The organism is Lysinibacillus sp. Bpr_S20 (assembly GCF_023337835.1).
Taxonomy (GTDB): Bacteria; Bacillota; Bacilli; order Bacillales_A; family Planococcaceae; genus Lysinibacillus.
In genome coordinates, this window is record NZ_JALNLQ010000003.1 from 275,292 (window position 1) to 296,447 (window position 21,156).

General features: G+C 39.2%; 18 protein-coding genes and 1 pseudogene. 2 read left to right on the forward strand and 17 right to left on the reverse strand.

Annotated features, from left to right (window positions below; genetic code table 11):
- Positions 1-336: 336 nt before the first annotated feature.
- Together MWJ95_RS09130 and mce are read right to left on the reverse strand one after the other, a co-directional pair.
- Positions 337-1,884, reverse strand: coding sequence for an acyl-CoA carboxylase subunit beta (locus MWJ95_RS09130; protein WP_249073669.1), 1,548 nt, complete (start codon positions 1,882-1,884; stop codon positions 337-339).
- A gap of 5 nt (positions 1,885-1,889) precedes the next feature.
- Entirely contained in the window at positions 1,890-2,303 is a 414-nt protein-coding gene (gene mce / locus MWJ95_RS09135) for a methylmalonyl-CoA epimerase (protein WP_249073668.1), read from the reverse strand.
- A gap of 125 nt (positions 2,304-2,428) precedes the next feature.
- Between mce and prli42 the strand changes: the two genes are divergently transcribed.
- Positions 2,429-2,524, forward strand: coding sequence for a stressosome-associated protein Prli42 (gene prli42 / locus MWJ95_RS24450; RefSeq protein ID WP_158003016.1), 96 nt, complete (start codon positions 2,429-2,431; stop codon positions 2,522-2,524).
- 20 nt (positions 2,525-2,544) lie between these two features.
- Here prli42 and MWJ95_RS09145 read toward each other — a convergent pair whose 3' ends face one another.
- The 10 genes from MWJ95_RS09145 to MWJ95_RS09190 form a co-directional block, all read right to left on the reverse strand.
- Complete coding sequence (locus MWJ95_RS09145; protein WP_249105117.1) at positions 2,545-3,522, reverse strand: aromatic acid exporter family protein; 978 nt, start codon at positions 3,520-3,522, stop codon at positions 2,545-2,547.
- A 223-nt stretch (positions 3,523-3,745) separates the two neighbouring features.
- Positions 3,746-4,186, reverse strand: a complete 441-nt coding sequence (locus tag MWJ95_RS09150) for a BrxA/BrxB family bacilliredoxin (RefSeq protein WP_249073666.1) — start codon at positions 4,184-4,186, stop codon at positions 3,746-3,748.
- A 234-nt stretch (positions 4,187-4,420) separates the two neighbouring features.
- On the reverse strand, positions 4,421-5,518 hold the full coding sequence (gene meaB, locus MWJ95_RS09155) for a methylmalonyl Co-A mutase-associated GTPase MeaB (RefSeq protein ID WP_249105119.1): 1,098 nt from the start codon (positions 5,516-5,518) through the stop codon (positions 4,421-4,423).
- Positions 5,518-7,671, reverse strand: coding sequence for a methylmalonyl-CoA mutase (scpA, locus tag MWJ95_RS09160; protein ID WP_249105121.1), 2,154 nt, complete (start codon positions 7,669-7,671; stop codon positions 5,518-5,520). Before scpA ends, meaB begins: the two co-directional genes overlap by 1 nt.
- Complete coding sequence (locus MWJ95_RS09165; RefSeq protein ID WP_349294138.1) at positions 7,668-9,359, reverse strand: methylmalonyl-CoA mutase family protein; 1,692 nt, start codon at positions 9,357-9,359, stop codon at positions 7,668-7,670. Before MWJ95_RS09165 ends, scpA begins: the two co-directional genes overlap by 4 nt.
- A 133-nt stretch (positions 9,360-9,492) precedes the next feature.
- On the reverse strand, positions 9,493-10,836 hold the full coding sequence (locus tag MWJ95_RS09170) for a dihydrolipoamide acetyltransferase family protein (protein WP_249105563.1): 1,344 nt from the start codon (positions 10,834-10,836) through the stop codon (positions 9,493-9,495).
- A gap of 479 nt (positions 10,837-11,315) precedes the next feature.
- Complete coding sequence (locus MWJ95_RS09175) at positions 11,316-12,299, reverse strand: alpha-ketoacid dehydrogenase subunit beta (RefSeq protein ID WP_249105123.1); 984 nt, start codon at positions 12,297-12,299, stop codon at positions 11,316-11,318.
- Positions 12,299-13,315, reverse strand: coding sequence for a thiamine pyrophosphate-dependent dehydrogenase E1 component subunit alpha (locus MWJ95_RS09180; protein WP_249073661.1), 1,017 nt, complete (start codon positions 13,313-13,315; stop codon positions 12,299-12,301). The genes MWJ95_RS09175 and MWJ95_RS09180 overlap by 1 nt, the downstream gene beginning before the upstream one ends.
- Before the next feature lie 188 nt (positions 13,316-13,503).
- A complete protein-coding gene (gene lpdA, locus MWJ95_RS09185) occupies positions 13,504-14,931 on the reverse strand; it encodes a dihydrolipoyl dehydrogenase (protein ID WP_249105125.1) in 1,428 nt (475 codons plus the stop codon).
- A 143-nt stretch (positions 14,932-15,074) separates the two neighbouring features.
- On the reverse strand, positions 15,075-16,169 hold the full coding sequence (locus MWJ95_RS09190) for a Leu/Phe/Val dehydrogenase (RefSeq protein WP_249105127.1): 1,095 nt from the start codon (positions 16,167-16,169) through the stop codon (positions 15,075-15,077).
- A gap of 308 nt (positions 16,170-16,477) precedes the next feature.
- Between MWJ95_RS09190 and MWJ95_RS09195 the strand changes: the two genes are divergently transcribed.
- On the forward strand, positions 16,478-16,714 hold the full coding sequence (locus MWJ95_RS09195; RefSeq protein WP_132356638.1) for a DUF2627 domain-containing protein: 237 nt from the start codon (positions 16,478-16,480) through the stop codon (positions 16,712-16,714).
- Positions 16,715-16,782: 68 nt separating this feature from the next.
- On the opposite strand, the gene MWJ95_RS09200 is transcribed toward MWJ95_RS09195, so the two are convergent.
- From MWJ95_RS09200 to MWJ95_RS09220, 5 genes and pseudogenes are all read right to left on the reverse strand, one after another.
- The gene (locus MWJ95_RS09200) at positions 16,783-17,508 is read right to left on the reverse strand and encodes a glycerophosphodiester phosphodiesterase (protein WP_249073658.1); all 726 of its coding nucleotides are present in this window, start codon (positions 17,506-17,508) and stop codon (positions 16,783-16,785) included.
- Complete coding sequence (locus MWJ95_RS09205) at positions 17,501-19,072, reverse strand: DUF342 domain-containing protein (protein WP_249073657.1); 1,572 nt, start codon at positions 19,070-19,072, stop codon at positions 17,501-17,503. The genes MWJ95_RS09200 and MWJ95_RS09205 overlap by 8 nt, the downstream gene beginning before the upstream one ends.
- 360 nt (positions 19,073-19,432) lie before the next feature.
- Positions 19,433-19,627 carry a hypothetical protein gene (locus MWJ95_RS09210; protein WP_249105129.1) on the reverse strand — a complete coding sequence of 65 codons (195 nt, stop codon included), beginning with the start codon at positions 19,625-19,627 and terminating at the stop codon, positions 19,433-19,435.
- Positions 19,628-19,700: 73 nt separating this feature from the next.
- Positions 19,701-20,081 carry a PH domain-containing protein gene (locus tag MWJ95_RS09215; RefSeq protein ID WP_249073655.1) on the reverse strand — a complete coding sequence of 127 codons (381 nt, stop codon included), beginning with the start codon at positions 20,079-20,081 and terminating at the stop codon, positions 19,701-19,703.
- 350 nt (positions 20,082-20,431) lie between these two features.
- A pseudogene (locus tag MWJ95_RS09220) lies at positions 20,432-20,737 on the reverse strand (DnaA N-terminal domain-containing protein); the annotation flags it as partial.
- Between the last annotated feature and the right edge of the window lie 419 nt (positions 20,738-21,156).

A 21,156-nucleotide genomic window follows, 5' to 3' on the forward strand; every position in this document is an offset into this window, starting at 1 on the left:
ACGTTAGCACTACGCTTTTGCAATTGCTTCTAACGTTTCCTTTTGCACATTAAACATTCATGGCTGAGCTATTAAATTATCACTATAAATTAACGTGAATGTAAGAAGATACATGCTAAGTGAGATGTTGATTGGAGTGGATACTGGTCGACTCCTTGGGGATTAGCGTCACAGACTGGAGAGCAAGCGAAGCGGGCAGTCGGAACGGAAATCAACCCCTCTTTTTGACGAAAAGTCATACTTTATTTATTAGGTTACTTTAATTTCATTGTCACAATAGTTTTTCAACAACATGAAAGCCCAGTAATCGAATGACTACTAGGCTTGTACAATTTCTTATAGAGGAATGTTGCCGTGCTTTTTCTCTGGACGTGTTTCTTGTTTGTTGGATAACATATCTAGCCCTTGAATTAGCTTAATACGTGTATCACGTGGATCGATAACATCGTCTACCATGCCGCGAGATGCTGCCACGTATGGGTTTGCGAATTTTTCTTTATATTCTTCAATTTTCGCTGCACGTGTTGCTTCTGGATCTTCTGATTTTGCAATTTCACGAGCGAAGATAATGTTTGCTGCACCTGCTGCACCCATAACAGCAATTTCTGCGTTAGGCCAAGCAAATACTAAGTCTGCCCCAATTGATTTAGAGTTAAGCGCAACGTATGCACCACCGTATGCTTTACGTAGAATCACTGTAATTTTAGGTACCGTTGCTTCTGAGTATGCATAAAGGATTTTCGCGCCATGACGAATAATACCGCCATGCTCTTGTTTAACGCCTGGGAAGAAACCAGAAACATCTTCAAATGTGATGATAGGTATATTGTAAGCATCACAAGTACGAATGAAACGAGCAGCCTTGTCTGAAGAATCAATATCTAATCCACCAGCTAATACTTTAGGTTGGTTACATACAAGACCAACTGATTCACCAGCAATACGCGCAAAACCAACTACTACGTTTTTCGCAAACTCTGAATGAACTTCCATAAATGAGCCTTCGTCCACTATTTGCTCAACTACTTTACGTACATCATAAGGACGAGTTGTTTCGATTGGCACAGCATCCACGATTTCCGGACGATAGTCATCACCCTCTGGACGTGCCTGACGCGGAGCTTTTTCTTTATTATTTTGTGGTAAGTAGCTTAATAGTTTCTTAATTTGATTAATAGCTTCTTCTTCAGATGGTGCGCGGAAGTGTGCGTTACCACTTACAGCATTGTTTACTTTTGAACCACCTAAATCTTCGGCTGAGATTTGTTCACCTGTTACAGTTTCGATAACTTTAGGTCCTGTAATAAACATTTGAGATGTTTTATCAACCATTAGAATGAAGTCTGTAATTGCTGGAGAATATACCGCTCCCCCAGCACATGGCCCCATGATGACTGAGATTTGAGGAATTACCCCAGAGTAGATTGCATTACGATAGAAAATATGACCATACCCATCAAGGGAAAGTACACCCTCTTGAATACGAGCGCCACCAGAATCATTAATACCGATAAATGGTGTACCATTTTTAGCAGCTAGATCCATCACTGTTGCCATTTTTTTGGCGTGCATTTCACCAAGCGCTCCACCAAAAACTGTGAAATCTTGAGAGAATAAGTATACTGGACGTCCATTAATTTTACCAAAACCAGTTACTACACCATCACCAGGGCCTTCCATCTTTTCCATGCCGAAGTCTACTGTACGGTGTGTAATGAATGGGTTGATCTCAAAAAATGTACCTTCGTCTAGTAATAATTCAATACGCTCACGAGCAGTTAATTTGCCTTTATCATGTTGCTTCTCGATGCGCTCATAGCCGCCACCAAGTTCAATTACTGTCTTACGGTCATACAAGTCATTAATTTTGTCGAACATATCCATACTGATCACTTTTCCCCTTTTCCACTTTTATCGCATAATTCATATAACACACCGAAAGATGATTTCGGATGCATGAAAGCAACCTCTGCACCACCAGCACCTGGTCCTGGCTCCTCGGATAGAAGACGTACGCCTTTTTCACGAAGCTCAGCCATACGCTCACGAATTCCTGTTACACCGAAAGCAACATGGTGGATACCCTCTCCACGTTTTTCGATATATCCGTGAATAGTACTTTTTTCACTCATCGGTTCTAATAACTCAATTTTCACATTACCCGCATCAATGAATGCAACACGAACCTGTTGAGATTCTACTTCTTCCACTTTTAGCAACTTTAAGCCTAAAGTTTCTGTATAATATGTAATGCGTTCATCAAGATCGCGGACTGCAATCCCAATATGATCTACTCTCTCCATGGTGACATCTCCTTCTGTTATGGTACATAATCTATTTTACAGACTTTTTCGTCAAAACTCTACTACTTGAGAAATTTTTCAGATTTGATAAACTATTTATAAGAAAAGAAGGAGCGAACGAGCATATGAGTAATAAAAAATTTCAAAAAATCGTTGTTTATACTATGGTCGCAATCATGGTAATCTCATCTCTAGCATTCGGCTTATCAATGCTAGTATAATGAAAAGCAAGGCGTCCGCATTATTGCGGGCGCTCTTTCTTTACCTTCAATCCCTTAAAAGTCTGCTTTATTTCTAAATATCGATCCATTTCCTCTATAAATTGATAGAGTGCCGCTTGTGCAAGAAATTGTTCATGATTTTTCGGTAAAGGTAACTGGGCGAAATCTATTTTTACTTGCTCTAATTTCTCTCTAAAACGACTAGCCGTATTTCCAGAATGTACATGCTCACCAAGGTCCTGCAAAAAGTCAGCAACGATTACTGCCTCTTGTACTATAACAGGCAAGGCCGTTATTTTTGGAAGAACCCTATCGATAATTTCTAGCTGCTGTTCACGCATATCAAAATAAACGTAGTAGTCATTTTCTCGTCTCGTAAAATGATTTTCAACATCTTTAAACGCTAGGGATTTCGCACTATTTAAAGCTTTAATCGCTTCAATAATTTCCTTCCCATCCCACGATGTATCGCCTTCCCTTAAATAGTTGGCAATTTCTAAAAAAATCTTACTGTAAAGTTCCTCAATTTTAACTCGGTAGTAATTTAATTCCTTTTGAATGTCTGGCATATACATATTTATAGCTATTCCCGTACCATAACCAATTGCCATTAATGCGAATTCATTATACACAAGTGCCAATGAAAAGCTTTTAGCCGCATAAATATGCATGATAATAACTGCACTAGAGACAAAGCCATCTGCAACCTTTAATGACACAATTGTTGGTATAAATACGATTAGCATAGCTGCTAATGTAAGCGGATGATAAGAAAATAGCTCAAAGCTCAAAAATGCATAAAACATTGCGATAATACTTGCGACAAATCGTGTATAAGCAGCATGAAGAGATTTTTTCTTCGTTGGTTGTACACATAATATTGTTAGAATACCAGCAGATGCATAAGAAGCTAATTCAAAGTATTGAGCAATGGCAATAGCGATTGCTGCACCAAATGCCGTTTTTAATGTACGATAGCCGATTGAAAACTTCTTCAAGTCGACTGCCTCCTATCTTTTAGTACTCTACTTATTTTATTCATTTCAAAGAAAACTATAAGCTCATCGTTTAGCCAATATTACAAAAATTCTAAATGCAATTCTACTGGAATCAGTGGAGAAAGCGATGCTAATTCGGAGAACTTTTTAGAAGTAAGTCTCCGCAGACATTTTATAGCCTGCGGAGTTTTTTGCTAAATATAGCTTTTTTCATTGAATAAAATTAAAGTTCGTCGCAGTATTCCTCAAAGTTTGCTTGTAAGTTTGTTACTACTGACATTGGGTCATGCCCCTCAATTTCATAGCGTCCAACTTCTGCTACTACTTGTCCATCCTTTAATAACACAAATGATGGGGAAGATGGTAAATGATCTTCACCGAAGTGATAACGAGCAGCTGCAGTCGCTTCTTTATCTTGACCAGCAAATACTGTTACAAGGTGGTCTGGACGTTTATCGTAATGTACGCATTGTGCTGCTGCTGGACGTGCGATACCTCCTGCACAGCCACATACTGAGTTTACCATGACTAATGTTGTACCTGGACGAGCAAACGCCTCTTCAACGGCTTCTGGTGTGCGAAGCTGTTCATAACCAGCTGCCTCAATTTCTCCGCGTGCTGTTTTTAAAATTTCTTGCATAAATAAATCGTAATCCATATTCATATAGCGATAGCTCCTTTCAAGTTCGCGTCATCATCATCCATTATGCACCGGCATAATTGCGTCCGGATCAGCTTTGTCGTAGCACATGCTGATTCCGTGACAACCGCCGGAAGCTTTAACTTCATTTAACTGAACGAAGTTAAACTTACTAGCTTTAGATATTCGACACTCATACATCTCCTATCATAGCAGTTAGTGACGAATTTGTGCACCTAGTTGCTCATAAACGGCAGATTATTTCTGTGATTGTTCATCGCTAAATAAACGATCTACACCTTGTGTTACTGTCAACTGTCCATTTAAAATTTGACGTTCTAAAAGTTGCACCTGAGCTTTTCGTTCTGGATTACCATAAAACATATCGATTAAATGGTCGGTAATCATCGACTGAAACCAATCTCTCGTCTGGTTCTGGCGTCTGACAGACCAATAATTATTTGCCTCAACGATTTGTCTGAATTCCCCTATTGTACTCCATACTTTGTCGAGACCACGTTTTTCCCAAGAGCTTACAGGCATTGCTGTGGACATCCACCCAGGAGTTGCGGGTTGAAGGAAATGTAAAATTTGCTTATACTCCGATACTGTTTTTTTCGCAAGGCGAACATTATCACCATCAGCCTTATGAACAACAATGGCATCTGCTAACTCCATAATGCCCTTTTTCATGCCTTGAAGCTCGTCACCAGCACCTGTTAAAACTAACAGTAAGAAGAAATCAACCATACCTCGAACATACGTTTCACTTTGTCCAACGCCGACTGTTTCTATTAAAATGACATCGTAGCCAGCCGCTTCGCAAACAAGCATTGTTTCACGTGTCTTTTTATGAACACCCCCTAGGGTACCCGCTGATGGAGAGGGGCGCACAAATGCATTGGGCTTTTTTACGAGCTCCTCCATTCGAGTTTTATCGCCAAGTATACTTCCTCCCGATAAAGAAGAGCTTGGATCAATCGCAAGGACTGCCACTTTTTTTCCCATCTCACAAAGCATCGTTCCGAAAGCCTCAATGAATGAACTCTTTCCCGCACCTGGAACACCTGTTATCCCAATTCGGACACTGTTTCCTGTATGTGGCAGAAGCTCTTGTAGAAGTTCTTGTGCTTGCACTTTATGTGTCGCATTGGAACTTTCAATGAGTGTAATAGCTTTTGACAAATGTGTACGAGAGCTCGCACGTACTTCTCGCGCAAGCTCCTGTATGTTTAAATTGTCTGCTTTTTTCTTTCGGAATTTTTTCGGTGTACCATATTGCATTCCGTCGTGAGTTGCCTCTACTCCGTTCATTACAAATAGCGCACTTTCAGGCATTCCTTTGTTTTTGTCCATTATTCAGACACTTCCTCATAGCCTAAACGTTTGTAAATCTCTTCAATAATCTTTTGTGCCGATACAGGAATAACTGTACCCGGTCCAAAAATCGCTACTGCGCCTGCGTCATAAAGGAAATCATAATCTTGTGCTGGAATTACACCACCAACAATAATAATGATATCTTCACGACCTAGTTTTTCTAACTCCGCTACTAATTCAGGAACTAGCGTTTTATGACCAGCTGCTAATGATGATACACCAATAACATGAACATCGTTTTCCACAGCCATTTGAGCTGCTTCAGCAGGTGTCATAAATAATGGTGAAATATCTACGTCAAAGCCTAAATCAGCATAACCTGTTGCCACAACCTTTGCACCTCGGTCATGTCCATCTTGTCCCATTTTCGCTACTAAAATACGTGGGCGACGACCTTCGTTTTCAAGGAACTCTTCTGTCATTTGTTTCACTTCAGCAATTTGCTCTTCATCTGAAAAGTTTGCAGAGTAAACACCAGAGATTGAACGTATTACTGCCTTATGGCGACCAGAAACAACTTCGATTGCATCAGAAATTTCTCCTAAAGAAGCTCGAGCACGCGCTGCATCGACAGCTACTGCTAATAAGTTTTCTTCTCCATCTTGCGCAGCTTTCGTTAATCGAGCTAAATGTTTTTGTACTTCTGCTTCATCTCGAGCTGCCTTCATTGCCTCTAGACGCTCAATTTGCTTTTGACGAACTAATGTATTATCAATGTCAAGAATGTCGATAGGTTCTTCTTTTTCTAAACGATATTTGTTGACGCCAACAATCGTTTCTGTTTTAGAGTCGATTTTCGCTTGACGTTTTGCTGCAGCCTCTTCGACTTTCATTTTTGGAAGACCTGTTTCAATCGCTTTCGCCATACCGCCTAGTTCTTCGATTTCTTCAATTAATGCCCACGCAGATTTTGTAATTTCGTCCGTTAATTTCTCCACATAGTACGAACCGCCCCACGGATCAATAACTTTTGTCATCGCTGTTTCTTCTTGTAGGAACAGCTGTGTATTACGTGCAATACGTGCAGAGAAATCAGTTGGTAGCGCAATCGCTTCATCAAGTGCATTTGTATGCAGAGATTGTGTATGCCCCATTGAAGACGCATTAGCTTCGATTAATGTACGTGCCACATTGTTAAATGGATCTTGCTCTGTTAAAGACCAACCAGATGTTTGTGAATGTGTACGAAGTGCTAATGTTTTAGGATTTTTGGGATTAAACGTTGACATCATTTGTGCCCAAATTCGTCGTGCTGCACGCATTTTTGCCACTTCCATGTAATAATTCATACCGATTGCCCAGAAGAACGATAAACGTGGTGCAAAGGCATCAATATCAATTCCAGCTTTTAGCCCTGTACGAACATATTCAAGACCATCTGCTAATGTATAAGCAAGCTCGATGTCATTTGTTGCACCAGCTTCTTGAATATGGTAACCAGAAATCGAAATAGAGTTAAATTTCGGCATAAATTTCGCTGTATATTCAAAAATATCTGCAATAATTTTCATCGACATGGCTGGTGGATAAATGTATGTGTTACGAACCATGTATTCTTTTAAAATATCGTTTTGAATCGTACCCGCTAATTGGTCTGGTGTAACGCCTTGCTCTTCTGCAGCAACAATATAGAATGCAAGAACTGGTAATACAGCACCATTCATTGTCATAGAAACTGACATTTGATCTAAAGGAATTTGGTCAAATAATATTTTCATATCCTCTACAGAATCGATCGCTACTCCAGCTTTACCAACATCCCCTGTAACCCGAGGATGATCTGAGTCATAGCCACGGTGAGTTGCTAAGTCAAAGGCAACAGAAAGACCTTTTTGACCCATTGCTAAATTCCGTTTGTAGAATGCATTTGATTCTTCAGCTGTTGAGAAACCAGCATATTGGCGAACAGTCCAAGGACGAGCTACATACATAGTAGGGTATGGACCGCGCGTATTTGGCGCAATACCAGCTACATCGTTTAAATGTTTTGCCTCTTTAATATCTTCTTTTGTGTATACTTCTTTTATTTCGATACCTTCATTGGTCATGAATTTTTCTTCAGACGCTTGAGGTGCTTCTGCTGCTAAAACTTTTTCGATTTCAACTGCACTAAAATTTGGCTTGCTCATCGTTGGACCTCCTTCATGCTAGCGAACACTGCGTTTAATTTTTCGATGATGTTTTGTCCTGCGAAAATAAAGCCGTTTAAACCATTTGCTAACCAAGCTTCTTCTTCGTCTTTAAATTTACCTGCAACGTCAACTATGACGTTAGCTGGTTTGCCTGCTAAAATGGCTGGTACTAATTCTTTTGCATTGTCATCATTACCCGCAATTACCACATAAGTTGCTTCCGTAGTGTTTAACCAAGCTAATGCTTCTTCAACTGTAGCAACTGGTTCACTTTTTTCTGGAACTAAACCTACAGTGTTTAAGAAACCTGACACGAAATCAGCACGTGGTTTTGAGCTTTTTAGTGTGCCTAATGCCAAAATTCCAGTTTTCACATTTGCCGCTGTCATTTCCGCACGTAGCTGTTCGAAAGGTATTGCAATTCGTTTAATTTTTGCAAACGCTGTGTTCGTTTCGCTTTCAAGCACATCTGCTGGATTAGCATAAATATTTGTACCGATTAAGGATTGCTTACGTGTTTGTACCGATTGGATACGAGCTTGATAAGATTTTTCTAGTTCCTCCGTAAGCTTTCCAGATGCAGTGTAAGCGTCAATGCCGCCAGCTGCTTCAATTTCTAAGAATAATGCCCAAGATTCTTTCACAAAATCTGCTGTTAATGACTCAATAAAGTAAGAGCCACCAGCTGGGTCTATAACTTTTAAAACATTTGTTTCTTCTTTTAAGATTAAGGATACGTTTCGTGCAATACGAACCGATTGATCTGTTGGTTTCGTTAATGCATCATGGGGGTGAACTGTAAAGACATCCGCACCACCAATTAAGCCCGAAAGCGCTTCATTTGCCGAACGTAATAAGTTTACATAAACATCTAGCTTCGAGAAGCTTCTTAACGATGTTTCGGCAATAGTTGGAACTTGTACACAATTCGATTCTCCATAAGCGGATGAGAACGCTTTCCAAAGTACTTTAAAAGCACGGAGTTTGGCAATCTCTGTAAAGAACTGTGTATCAACTGCAAAGGATACATAAAATTTCTTCGCGAACGTTTCAAAGCTTTCTTCTTGATTTGCGTATTTTGCAGCTAATGCAAGTGCATATGCTAACTCTTGCACAGCGTTTGCTCCCTCATTATGATAAACCGTTGTGTCCGCACCGATTGAGCGCACGCTCGGGAAATCATTTAAAGAGATTGGATTTTTCGATACGATGAAACCTTTTACAGCTTTACGCTGATCAACTGCAATTTTGTCGAATACTGCTAATAATGGGTCATTTGAATTTTCAACCGTAATTTTAAACGAATATTCTGAGAAATAAGTCGCTAATTGTGCCAATACTTCTTCAGTCCATTCAAAATTTACACGGCTATCAATTGTTACTACTTCATTGCCTCGAGCTAAGCTATCATCAAGCTGTGCGAAAAATGCCTCGCTTGTTTCAGCATATATTTGCTGTGCCACTCGAAATGCTTCGTTATTTTGTAGGGAACGGATCGTAGCAACTTGTTTATCAAGTTCTTCACCAAGTTTTGCTACTAAACTTTCTTGGGTGTAAAGAGGTTCTAATGTAATACCTTCACTCGTTTTCGTTAAAAGAGACTCGAATGGTTTCCCTTTTAAAGCCTTGATTGCTGCATCTTGCCATTCTGAATAAGACGGCTTTTCAAATTCAATATTTTTCATGTTGTTTGACATGCGGACGCTTAATCAGCTTCCCCCCTTAGTAGTTTCTATTTGTTATTCTACATGACAAATTGCGACTCGCAAAGCAAAAAAAAAATCGGAAACCGTTATACAACAGGCTTCCGACAAGTCATCAGTAGACTGACGTTGAAGATTTATTTGTATTTTCGAGTATTTCTTTTACTCTATTTAGGAATTTACCGCAGACAAGTCCATCAAGAACTCGATGATCTAAAGATAAACATAAATTCACAATATCTCGTGCAGCGAACATTCCACCAGGTAAAACAACTGGTTTTTTTACAATACTTTCCACCTGAAGAATAGCAGCTTGTGGGTAATTAATGATGCCCATCGACTGAATGGAGCCGAATGCACCGGTATTATTGACCGTAAATGTACCACCATTTACATCATCCATCGCTAGTTTTCCGGCCCGAACTTTCGCTGCAAGCTCATGAATTTCTTTGGCAATACCTTTAACCGACTTTTCATCGGCGTGTTTTATAACAGGAACAAACAAAGCATCATCTGTTGCGACTGCAATGGAAATATTTATATCATGCTTTTGAATAATTTTGTCGTCTGCCCACATGGAATTCATCATCGGGAATTCCTTTAGAGCTTGAGCAACTGCTTTTACAAAGAAAGCAAAATACGTAATATTAAAGCCTTCTTTTTGCTTAAACTCTGTCTTTATGCTATCACGGTATACTACTAAATCCGTAACATCCACTTCCATCATCATCCATGCATGAGGTACTTCATGAACACTACGTAACATATTATTGGCGATAGCACGTCGTACTTTCGTTACTGGAATTTCAATATCGCCAGCTTGAATTGGTTGGGCAGGTAGGGCTGATTTAGTATTTTCCTGCGATGGACGTGCTATAGCAGATCCTGATTGCGGTTCGGCTGAATCGACTACAGGCGGTGCTTCACTCGTAGAAGTTGGCACATTTCCTGTTGCAATCAGTTTCATTAGGTCTTTTCTCGTAATACGTCCACCTTCACCAGTACCTGTGATTTGCTCAAGCGCAATATCATGCTCTTGTGCAAGTCGAAGAACAGCTGGTGAATAACGTACTTTATCCGGTCGAACTGTTTTTTGCGGTGCTTTTGTAACCGTAGCTTGCTGCTGCGTCTCTTGTTTCTTTTGTACACCTGCATTTAAAATGGCCGTACTTACTGCTGATTTTTTTGGCGGAGGCGGAGGAGGTAACTCACTGTCACCCGTTATTTCAACGGAACAAACGATTGCACCAACCGGTAATGTTTGCCCTTCCTCTGCAAGCAGCTCTGTAATGACGCCTTCAAAAGAAGACGGGATTTCTGCATTTACTTTATCTGTGACAACTTCTGCTAGTGGATCATATTTTTTTACCGTATCACCTGGCTGAACTAGCCATTTTTCAATCGTACCTTCTGTTACACTTTCGCCGAGCTGTGGCATTGTAATATTTTGAATAGCCATCATCTATTCCCCCCATCAATTATGCCTAGGTGTAATTGTATATATCAAATTACTATCATATTCATAAAAAACTCCTCACCATAAAGTGGGGTTGATTTCCGTTCCGACTGGGCGCTTCCCTTTCGCTCAGAGCTTCCTGGGGGCATCGGGCCAACAGATGTTTTTGCGCGAAAGCGTAGTGCTAACGTAGCGACAGCAGAGGGTTTTATTTGTGCGAAAGCGCAGCGACAGCAACAGCACCGATGTTGGTACGAAGGCGTTATCACAGGATGTGATGCTCTTAGCCTTCGTTCCCCTATCGCCAATCCCCAAGGAGTCGCTCAGTCTCCAGTCCAATCAACTTATATATGTGACATAAACGTGAAATATCATCCCGAACTTTCGATGAAGAGTCTTAAAATATCTGTGATATTTATAAACCCTTCTTTTATAAGCTTCTATTTACCACATGAGTGGATATCAAAATAAACTTTGCTATATTAGAATGCTGCTAGGTCTCGCATTGCACGCTCTACTTTTTCAGGGTTGATCATAAAATACTTTTCCATTGTTGGTGCATACGGCATAGCCGGAACATCTGGCCCTGCAAGGCGCTGAATTGGTGCATCGAGCTCGAATAAACAATGCTCTGCAATGATTGCTGCAACCTCACTCATAATGCTGCCCTCTTTATTATCCTCCGTAACTAGTAAAACTTTACCTGTTTTACTTGCTGCCTCAACGATTGCTTCCTTATCAAGTGGATAAACCGTGCGTAAGTCGAGGATATGCGCTGAAATACCATCGGCAGCTAAGCGCTCTGCAGCTTGTAATGCGAAATGGACAGCTAAACCATACGTAATGACAGTCACGTCTTCCCCTTCCCGCTTTACATCTGCCTTACCAATCGGCAGTGTGTAATCGTCTACAGGAACTTCACCTTTAATGAGTCGATAAGCACGTTTATGCTCAAAAAACAGTACTGGATCCTCATCTCGGATTGCCGCTTTTAACAAGCCTTTTGCATCATACGGTGTAGATGGGATAACAATTTTCAACCCTGGTGTTCCTGCGAAGAGTGCTTCTACAGACTGCGAATGATAAAGCGCTCCGTGAATTCCTCCGCCAAATGGTGCTCGTATAACCATTGGACAAGTCCAGTCATTATTTGAACGATAGCGGATTTTTGCTGCCTCAGAAACAATTTGGTTAACGGCAGGCATGATGAAATCTGCGAATTGCATCTCTGCGATAGGGCGCATCCCATACATCGCCGCACCAATACCGACACCTGCAATGGCACTCTCTGCAAGCGGCGTGTCAAGTACACGATGTTCACCAAATTGCTCGTAAAGACCCGCTGTTGCTTTGAAAACCCCACCTTTGCGACCAACGTCCTCTCCTAAAATGAAAACACGCTCATCACGTTCCATCTCTTCCCTCATCGCTAATGTAATCGCATCAATATAAGACATCACTGCCATTACACGTCACCTCCGTCCACTGGTGCATATACAAATTTCAAAGCATGCTCTGGTGTTGCATACGGAGCAGCTTCTGCATAATCTGTTGCATCATTTACCTCGGCCATGACACGCTCTTCTATTTCAGCACGTAGTTGTTCTGTCAAAACTCCAGCATCCATGAGATACTTTTCAAATAACAAAACGGGATCCTTTGCTTTTCCTTCTGCTATATCCTCGGCAGTACGATATTGACGATCATCATCATCCGAAGAATGAGCTGTTAAGCGATACGTCACTGTTTCAATTAAACTTGGACCTTCCCCACTACGTGCGCGATCTGCCGCTTCTTTTACTACCTTATAGACTTGTAATGGACATTTCCCATCAACAGTCACCCCTGGCATACCATAGCCAATACCGCGATCCGATACTTTCGCACAGCCTAGTTGACGTTCAACTGGCACAGAAATTGCGTATTGATTATTTTCTACCATTATAATGACCGGAAGCTTGTGTACCCCTGCAAAATTCGCTCCTTCATGGAAATCGCCCTGGTTTGATGAGCCTTCCCCGAGTGTAACAAAAGAAATAAAGTCTTCTTTTTGTAGACGCCCTGCTAGAGCGACTCCCACTGCGTGTGGAACTTGTGTAGTAACTGGCGAAGAGCCTGTTAAAATACGATTTTTCTTCTGTCCAAAATGGCCTGGCATTTGTCGCCCACCCGAGTTTGGATCCTCTGCTTTAGCAAATGCGGATAACATCAATTCTCTTGGTGTCATACCAAAATGTAAGACAACACCCATATCACGATAGTAAGGCGCAATATAATCTCTATTATTATCTAGAGCAAAGGCGGCCCCTACTTGTGCTGCCTCCTGCCCCTGACAAGAAATAACAAACGGAATTTTACCAGAACGGTTTAATAACCACATACGTTCATCAAGTCTTCTCGCCATTAACATCGTTTCGAACATGGCAAGTACATCTTCATTTGATAAACCTAAATCTTCATGCTTGATTTGAACAACTTGCATACGAACACCCCTTTCGTATTATGAAGAAATAACTAAAGTATTTGATCAAGCGTTTGATTAACCATCCTATCTATTTAAATGAGAAAATACCGATTTTCAGTTACTGTTTACTCACTTTAAACTAGATTTCCTTAATCAACTCGCCCAGTATTTTAAATTTCCAAACTTTAGTTATAAAATTATGAATCTTAAAAATGAATAGCGCGCTTATCCACTGCTAACGCTGATTCTGCTAGTACCTCATTCAGTGACGGATGTGGATGAATGGCCTGACTAATTTCCCAAGGCGTTGCATCCAATAATTTAGCAAGTGATGCTTCTCCAATTAAATCTGTCACATGCGGTCCTACCATATGAATACCTAAAATATCATTTGTTCCTTCATCGGCGATTATTTTCACAAAGCCATCAGTTTCCCCATTAACGAGTGCTTTCCCAATCGCCTTGAATGGAAACTTACCAACCTTCAATGAATAACCTTGCTGTCGTGCATCCCTTTCTGTGAAGCCAATACTTGCGACCTCAGGGTAAGAATAAACGCATTTTGGTACATTGAGATCATCAAGCGCCTCAGTGTTACCCGTTGCAATATGTTCAATAGCTGATACTCCCTCGTGTGAAGCAACATGAGCTAATTGTAAGCCACCGATAACATCCCCTATGGCATACATATGTGATTCCTTCGTTTGATACGAATCATTGACCTTAATAAACCCATTCACAACTTCTATCTCTGTATTTTCTAATCCAATCCCTTGTGTATTTGCTTCACGTCCAACTGAAAGTAATATTTTATCAGCCTCAAATAATTCATCCTGATCATTAACCTTCGCAGAAATGTAAACGTTATCATTTTCGATTTTAAAGGTTCCCGTATCTAAACGAGCGTTAGTCACAATTCGAACGCCTCTTTTTTCAAGCTGCTTCGTTACCTCTTTTACAATATCTGTATCCTCTGACGGTAAAATGGATGCCCCATATTCAATGACTGTTACGTAAACCCCAAAATCACAAAGCATCGAGGCCCACTCAATGCCAATGACCCCTCCGCCAACAATTAACAATGACTTTGGCAGTTCTTCCATTTCAAGTGCATGATCAGAGTTCATCACATATTTACCGTCAACCGTTAGTCCCGCCATTCCCCTTGGCTTTGACCCTGTTGCAATGACCACATTAGTTGGAACTAGCATTTCATTTTCATCGCCATTACTCATTTCTACTGAAATAGTGCCAGGCATTGGTGAGAAAATGGACGGTCCTAAAATTCGCCCTGTTCCCTGATAAACGTCTATTTTGCCCTTTTTCATCAGTGTATTCACACCTTGGCTCAATTGCTCAACAATAGCTTGCTTCCGTTCCTGTACTTTGTCGAATTTCAATGTTACGCCTTCGATATTAACACCATATTCATTAGCTGTTTTATTTGCCATACGATACACTTCTGCACTTCGAAGTAAAGCCTTACTTGGGATACAGCCTTTATGCAAACATGTTCCACCTAGACGCTCACGTTCGACAATTGCTGTTTTTAAACCCAGCTGTGCAGCTCGAATAGCAGCAACGTAGCCACCTGTACCTCCGCCTAAAATGACAACATCATAATTCTGTGCCATACGGATTCCCCCTTTTGAGAAAAAAATGCTAAAGCACCCTGTTCACCACAATCACTTTGTTACTTAAAAAAAGTTAAACTATTAATTTACGATAAAGTTAGAAGAAGTCGACAATGCGACTTCTTTCAACGAATAAGCGGTTCTTAACGACCGTGTAAAATATTTTTTTCATTTTTTAAGAATTGACTACGAGACTTTGAAACCCGAGCGATACGTTCTTCCGCTAAGCGATTAGCTGCTAAATATGTCGGTATACCCTCACGCTTGGAAATCTCGAAGATTTTTTCGATACTATCATAAATACCTTCAACACGCTTCATCGCACGCTCGCGGTTATATCCATATAATTCATCCGCTACATTTATTACTCCACCAGCATTAATCACATAATCAGGTGCATAAACTATCCCTAATTCATGTAAATAATCGCCATGTCGAGAATCTTGTAGTTGGTTATTAGCAGAACCCGCGATAACCTTTGCTTTTAGTTGAGGAATCGTTTCATCATTTAAAATCGCTCCCAATGCACAAGGAGAGAAAATATCAACTTCCTGTGAATAAATTTCCTCTGGTGCCACAGCAGTCGCACCAAAATCATTGACAACTCGATCTATTGCCGCTTGATTGATATCTGTAACAACAAGTTTTGCCCCTTCATTATGTAAATACTCGCAAAGCTTGTAGGCTACGTTTCCTAGACCTTGTACAGAAATAGTACGCCCCTCTAGTGATTCAGATCCAAATGCTTCTTTTGCCGCTGCTTTCATACCTCGATATACACCATAAGCAGTTACTGGAGATGGGTTTCCTGACGAACCAAAAGCCGGAGAAATTCCAGTTACATAATTTGTTTCTTCGTGAATTAAATCCATATCTGATACTGTTGTACCAACGTCTTCTGCCGAAATATAGCGACCATTAAGCCCTTGGATGAAACGTCCTAATGCACGGAACATTTCTTCATTTTTATCTTTAAATGGGTCACCGATAATAACTGTTTTTCCACCGCCAAGGTTTAAACCAGCTGCAGCATTTTTATAGGTCATCCCTCGTGCTAAACGCAATGCATCCTCAATTGCATTTTCTTCTGATGCATATGTCCACATACGCGCCCCACCTAGTGCTGGTCCAAGTGTTGTGTCATGGATAGCGATAATCGCTTTTAACCCTGATGCTTCATCTTGGCAAAATACCAATTGTTCATAATCATACTTTTCCATATACTTGAAGATTTCCATGAAAACTCGCCCCTTTGCTTTGGAAAGTGCACCCCAAATGCCCATCCCAATTCAGTATAATTAATATTCGAAATTATTTAACAATGGATAATATTGCTCCATTTATTTTTACAATACTCACAATTTCACAATTTATCAACTATTATTACATATTCTTGTTTAAGTAGGAATTTTCTAAAGATTCAGTTATAAATACAACACTCTTTCTTACTTGCAACTGGGTTCATCCGTTCCTTAGTTTTATAACCTTTCTTGACATTCCCATATCCACAGGTAAAATTAAACTTAGGAGTAAGGGAGGGACATGCATGGCTCGTTTAGCTGCATTTATTGTAATGCTAATCCCAGGTCTTATGGCTGCAGGTGGCATTAAATTTATGCGTGATACATTATTTGGTAAGCTCATCTCACCTTTCCCATTTTTATGGCTACAATTTGTCGTTGGCATTATTCTCTTTGTTATAGGCTTTGGCTTTTTCGCAGGTTTCTTACTTCACCGCGATCGAAAAAATGGAAAAGTGGCACCACGCTTTCAAAAAAAATAAAAATAGCTATCCTTTTAAGTCTCACAGACTTATTGGATAGCTATTTTTTACTTCATTTAACAGAATGATTAACGTTGCTGTTTCGCAATTACTTTATCAGGAAAATCAGTAATCCAACCAATTACAGAAGGATGTGGATTCATTAAAAATGTTTCATCCCCATCAATTGCATAAAAACGACATGCTTTATCACTTGCCACACACGCTTCTAAATATTTTGGTTTATAATACCTTTTATGCATATGAACACTATCAATTGCTTTATAATCACTAAGTAAATCCCATTTTAATTTTTTGGTTGCTATAAGTGCTGTTTCATAGTCTGGCTTATATTGTTTCACGATCTCTAAAAGCTCGTAGTGAAACGATGAAAAATGACTGCCAACAGGCAAAGTAAGCCCATGAAGCATTTGTATAAGTGCGTTTTTATTATCAAGGATTGTTGATTTTAATTCGATATTAAGAGGTAGTTGTTGTGAATTTGCCCATGCTAAAACTACATCAAACGTTGGAATTTTATACGTTGAAAATAATCGCCTCCACGGCTTTCCAAGTTTAAAGCTTACTAGCTCCTCTATCGTACATTCGTTCACAAGCTTATTGATGCCAACCAATCTAGACAGCTGTGGATCATGATATACAACGGGAATGCCCTCTTTTGAAAGTTGGATATCTAGTTCAATTCCATCTGCCCCTTGCTCTAAAGCCTTTTCAAAAGCCTTCAACGTATTTTCAAGTGCATACGCAGAAGCCCCACGATGAGCAAATACAGGAATGAAAGATTCGTTAGACATTTAACTCACCAAATTCAATTAGAAATTTACCATTTGTCATCTTACTTAATAAGGATGACTTTTTACCAATTTGAATAAAGGTGCCAGGATAAGCTTCCTTCGTCACTATAATTTCTTCTTTTCCAGCATGACGCATTTCATCCATTATTAGCTTAACTTCACGATCAATTGTCACTGCATCCGCTTTCAATTTTGTTAAACTTTGTTTTGTTTCTTCAAATGTAGCGATCTGTTCCTTAGACATTTGGTTAAGGAACGGCAGTAAGTTTTTAATTTTCCCCTCGTGCACAGAGATTTCTGATTGCAACTGCTTAAGCTGTGAAGCTTTCTCTTGCACAATGGAGTATCTTTCTTGCTTATTCACGCTTTCGATGATTAAATCGGTTCGACGTTCTAAACGATTTCCTGAGATGCTAGTAACAATGGTATTCTTAGCTACTGCACGGCCCCCAATAATTTTCCCTTTTCGTTCGTCCACAAAGATAGAATGCGCAGAAAGCTGCGATCCCAATGCATAGGACCCTATATGGATACTGTCAGCTGCAACTAGATTTGCCTCATTTACATGTTTAACAAAAATATTGCCACCTGCCTCAACAATAGTAGAGCCTAAACCAAAAATCCCACCACGAATATAAACGTCTCCCTCAATGGATTTAATAAGTTTGGCACCGCTTACACCTTCAGCACCCTCGATGGAAATATCTCCAGTAGCAATGACTGTATAACCTGATGTAACAGTTCCTTTAATGCTTAAAGAACCATCAAAATCAAGATTCCCTGTTTCAACGCCAACGTCCCCATTAATCGGTAAATGTCTATTAACACCGATCATGCCCTTGACATCATCTAATACACCAGCTATTTTCGAACGGATGACAGTTTTCCCATCCTCTTCTACTTCATAAGCTGATTTTTTATCATATTTTATTGGAAAATCACGACCTGGTACAGCAGCCATTATTTCGCCTAGTATATTTTCCCCTGGTTTACCTAATGTCGCAGGGATTTTTTCGCCTAGCCATGAACCTTCGGAAATTTCAGAAATAAAGTTCATATCATAATAATCAGCTTTCCCATCTTCGCGAATTACTGGCTTTCTCTCTGGTTTAGGTAAGTATGTAATTTGTGCATCTGTTCCTGCTACTGGTGGCGTTCCTTCTGCAATTAAAAATGCTTTTCCCGGATCAATATTAGAAATATCGAAATCTAATATTCCATGAACAATCCCTTCGTTCTCGATTGTTTCCAGAATTTGTTGAGTTAATTTCTCTTTATTCTTTAGTATATACTCGTGTGTTTCATATACAAATATTGAGGCAGACATTTTATCTCGCGCAATTTCTACTTCAACATTTGGAAGCCAGCGTCCAATTTCAACAGGACTTGTGCTTTCTGTTGCTAAGACATTTTTTAATATTGAAAAATTTGACAATTTAAGTCGGGGATGACTCCGTAAAATACTATCAAATTCTTTTAATGGATATCCTGCTTCGTAAGTAAGCATATAGACCTTGCCATTATCTTCGGTTATTTCGAACTTATCATTTCGAACTAGTATCAAGTGATCTCCTCCTTCCCTCTACCTGTAAGTATATACAATCTACTTATATTTGTTTAGAGACAATTGTCACTGCCAAGAAAGAATTTATCCATACTTTGTAAGTAATACTTTCATACATCTCTTACATTTCCACTCCAACATTAGTCGATTTATACTACAAAAAGGAAGTTTTTTTCTAATATTTTAAAATCTCGCTTCATTCATTGAAAACATTCCATAGGTACTAATCAGGAAATTCACAAAATCTTCAACAAACTGAAAAATAAATAATATATCTGTCATAATTTTTATAAATATTCATTAGGCCTTCAATACTAACTAAAAACATTTATTAACTACTCGAAGAAAGCTGGATTATGGTTACTTGTCATTCTCTAGATTAGACTCAATGCATATATGTGCGCCTAATTGATCAAAATCTAGGAGCTGTTCACGCGTCATATAGTAAACACTAATGCTTCCATTCATGCCAAGGCGCACCTCAAATAAATGCTCTCCTACCTGTGTTATTTCTAACGAGTTTTTTTCGTCAAGTTGTAAGTTTACGCTTTTCATAAGTTATCACCCGTATTAATTATATACGTTCTAGTAAAGATAAACGATCAACGTATTGTTGACCGTTTACATTTCACTTTCCTAAAACATACTCCGCTAGCACACTTTGAATTTTATATATGTTAGTTGATTTATTAAAGCTTTTTTGTATCGGTAATTCATTGCCTGAAACCCAAATTTTCAACTCTGCATCTAAATCAAACGTTCCCGCAGTTTCAACTGAAAAATGAAGAATACTCTTATACGGAATTGAATGATATTGTGTTTTCTTTCCAGTTACACCTTGTTTATCAATTAAGATAAGTCTTTTATCCGTAAATATAAAAGTGTCTCTTATGATTTTATACGCGTTCATAATTTTTTCATTAGGTGTTAATAAATCTTTAACTTCTTCCTGCAATTTCCCTAGATTTACTTCACTTGCATTACCGATTATTCCATCAAATAACCCCACCTTCATTCCCCCTCCATTTAAACTATGAGATTAATTTTCCATACATTCAATGCACCAACTGCAACATAGGAAGTGAACAATGTATTATTTTGTACTCAAAAAAGGATCTCTATTCGTTCTTATTGTAAATGAGAACTTTTGTACAATAGTCCAACATATTACGTTCTATTTCGATTTAGAATGTTCTTAAACACATAAAAAATACACCTTTTTAGAAAGCCGGTGCATACTATCTAAAAAGGCGTATTGATTTGGCTATAACAGCGTGAACTAAATGACAATTACCGGTCGCTAGCCCCAAAACGCTATATCATTGTTATTCTTTATTTCATTTAACTCTATAGAGTGTTCTGTATCCTAATCTCCGGTAAATTGAAATCGTCTGAACCCTGTTTTTTTTGCGTAACAAACTTAATAAGTAAGTCTCCGCCTGTAAGCTCCCTTAATATACCTGTAATCAAATTTGAATAATGATTCTCAAGCCAATCTCGAGCAAACGAATTCGGCGCAGCAATCACCGCAGTCGCACTATTACCATTGTAAGACAATAATTTTGTAGACTTAAACCATGTTTCGAAACTTGGTTTAGAAATTTTTTGTTCAATTCGTGCCAGGGCAAGCTTCCATAATTCTTCTACATGTTCAAAGCTACTAATCTCCTGTCCTGGGTTCTTTAAGATTTCATCTAGTATTTGTCCATTTACTTCAAGTTTATGCTTTGTAAGTTCGGATTCCTTATGTATCGGTTGACTGTGAATAACCATCTTTAGCTCTCCAATTTCTTCGGCTAAGAAATTGATATTTTGGTCTACCTTATTAAGATGCTGTTCAATTTTATCTAGACGTTGGTTCGTTTCATCAAATTGTTTATTCATGTCTGCTTTCATTTCATCCATGCTAATCGTAATATTTTTCAGCATTTCCATCATTACGTTTTCGTGTGTCATATCTTTCGTCATTTTTTTCTCCTCGGTATAAAATTGTTCTCCTCTATTCACTCTTCTTACTCATTTAATCAAATTTCCAATTTCAATTGTAGCTTCAATATTTCTAAGAAGGCTTTAAATCATTTATG

Excerpts from the sequence above, each read along its gene's own strand:
- mce (WP_249073668.1), bottom strand. The coding sequence starts at position 2,303 with ATGGAGAGAGTAGATCATATTGGGATTGCAGTCCGCGATCTTGATGAA.
- meaB (WP_249105119.1), bottom strand. The coding sequence starts at position 5,518 with ATGGACAAAAACAAAGGAATGCCTGAAAGTGCGCTATTTGTAATGAAC.
- prli42 (WP_158003016.1), top strand. The coding sequence starts at position 2,429 with ATGAGTAATAAAAAATTTCAAAAAATCGTTGTTTATACTATGGTCGCA.
- MWJ95_RS09175 (WP_249105123.1), bottom strand. The coding sequence starts at position 12,299 with ATGGCAGTGATGTCTTATATTGATGCGATTACATTAGCGATGAGGGAA.
- scpA (WP_249105121.1), bottom strand. The coding sequence starts at position 7,671 with ATGAGCAAGCCAAATTTTAGTGCAGTTGAAATCGAAAAAGTTTTAGCA.
- MWJ95_RS09150 (WP_249073666.1), bottom strand. The coding sequence starts at position 4,186 with ATGAATATGGATTACGATTTATTTATGCAAGAAATTTTAAAAACAGCA.
- MWJ95_RS09190 (WP_249105127.1), bottom strand. The coding sequence starts at position 16,169 with ATGGAAATCTTCAAGTATATGGAAAAGTATGATTATGAACAATTGGTA.
- MWJ95_RS09165 (WP_349294138.1), bottom strand. The coding sequence starts at position 9,359 with ATGAAAAATATTGAATTTGAAAAGCCGTCTTATTCAGAATGGCAAGAT.
- MWJ95_RS09200 (WP_249073658.1), bottom strand. The coding sequence starts at position 17,508 with ATGTCTAACGAATCTTTCATTCCTGTATTTGCTCATCGTGGGGCTTCT.
- MWJ95_RS09180 (WP_249073661.1), bottom strand. The coding sequence starts at position 13,315 with ATGCAAGTTGTTCAAATCAAGCATGAAGATTTAGGTTTATCAAATGAA.
- MWJ95_RS09170 (WP_249105563.1), bottom strand. The coding sequence starts at position 10,836 with ATGGCTATTCAAAATATTACAATGCCACAGCTCGGCGAAAGTGTAACA.
- MWJ95_RS09210 (WP_249105129.1), bottom strand. The coding sequence starts at position 19,627 with ATGAAAAGCGTAAACTTACAACTTGACGAAAAAAACTCGTTAGAAATA.
- lpdA (WP_249105125.1), bottom strand. The coding sequence starts at position 14,931 with ATGGCACAGAATTATGATGTTGTCATTTTAGGCGGAGGTACAGGTGGC.
- MWJ95_RS09130 (WP_249073669.1), bottom strand. The coding sequence starts at position 1,884 with ATGGATATGTTCGACAAAATTAATGACTTGTATGACCGTAAGACAGTA.
- MWJ95_RS09195 (WP_132356638.1), top strand. The coding sequence starts at position 16,478 with ATGGCTCGTTTAGCTGCATTTATTGTAATGCTAATCCCAGGTCTTATG.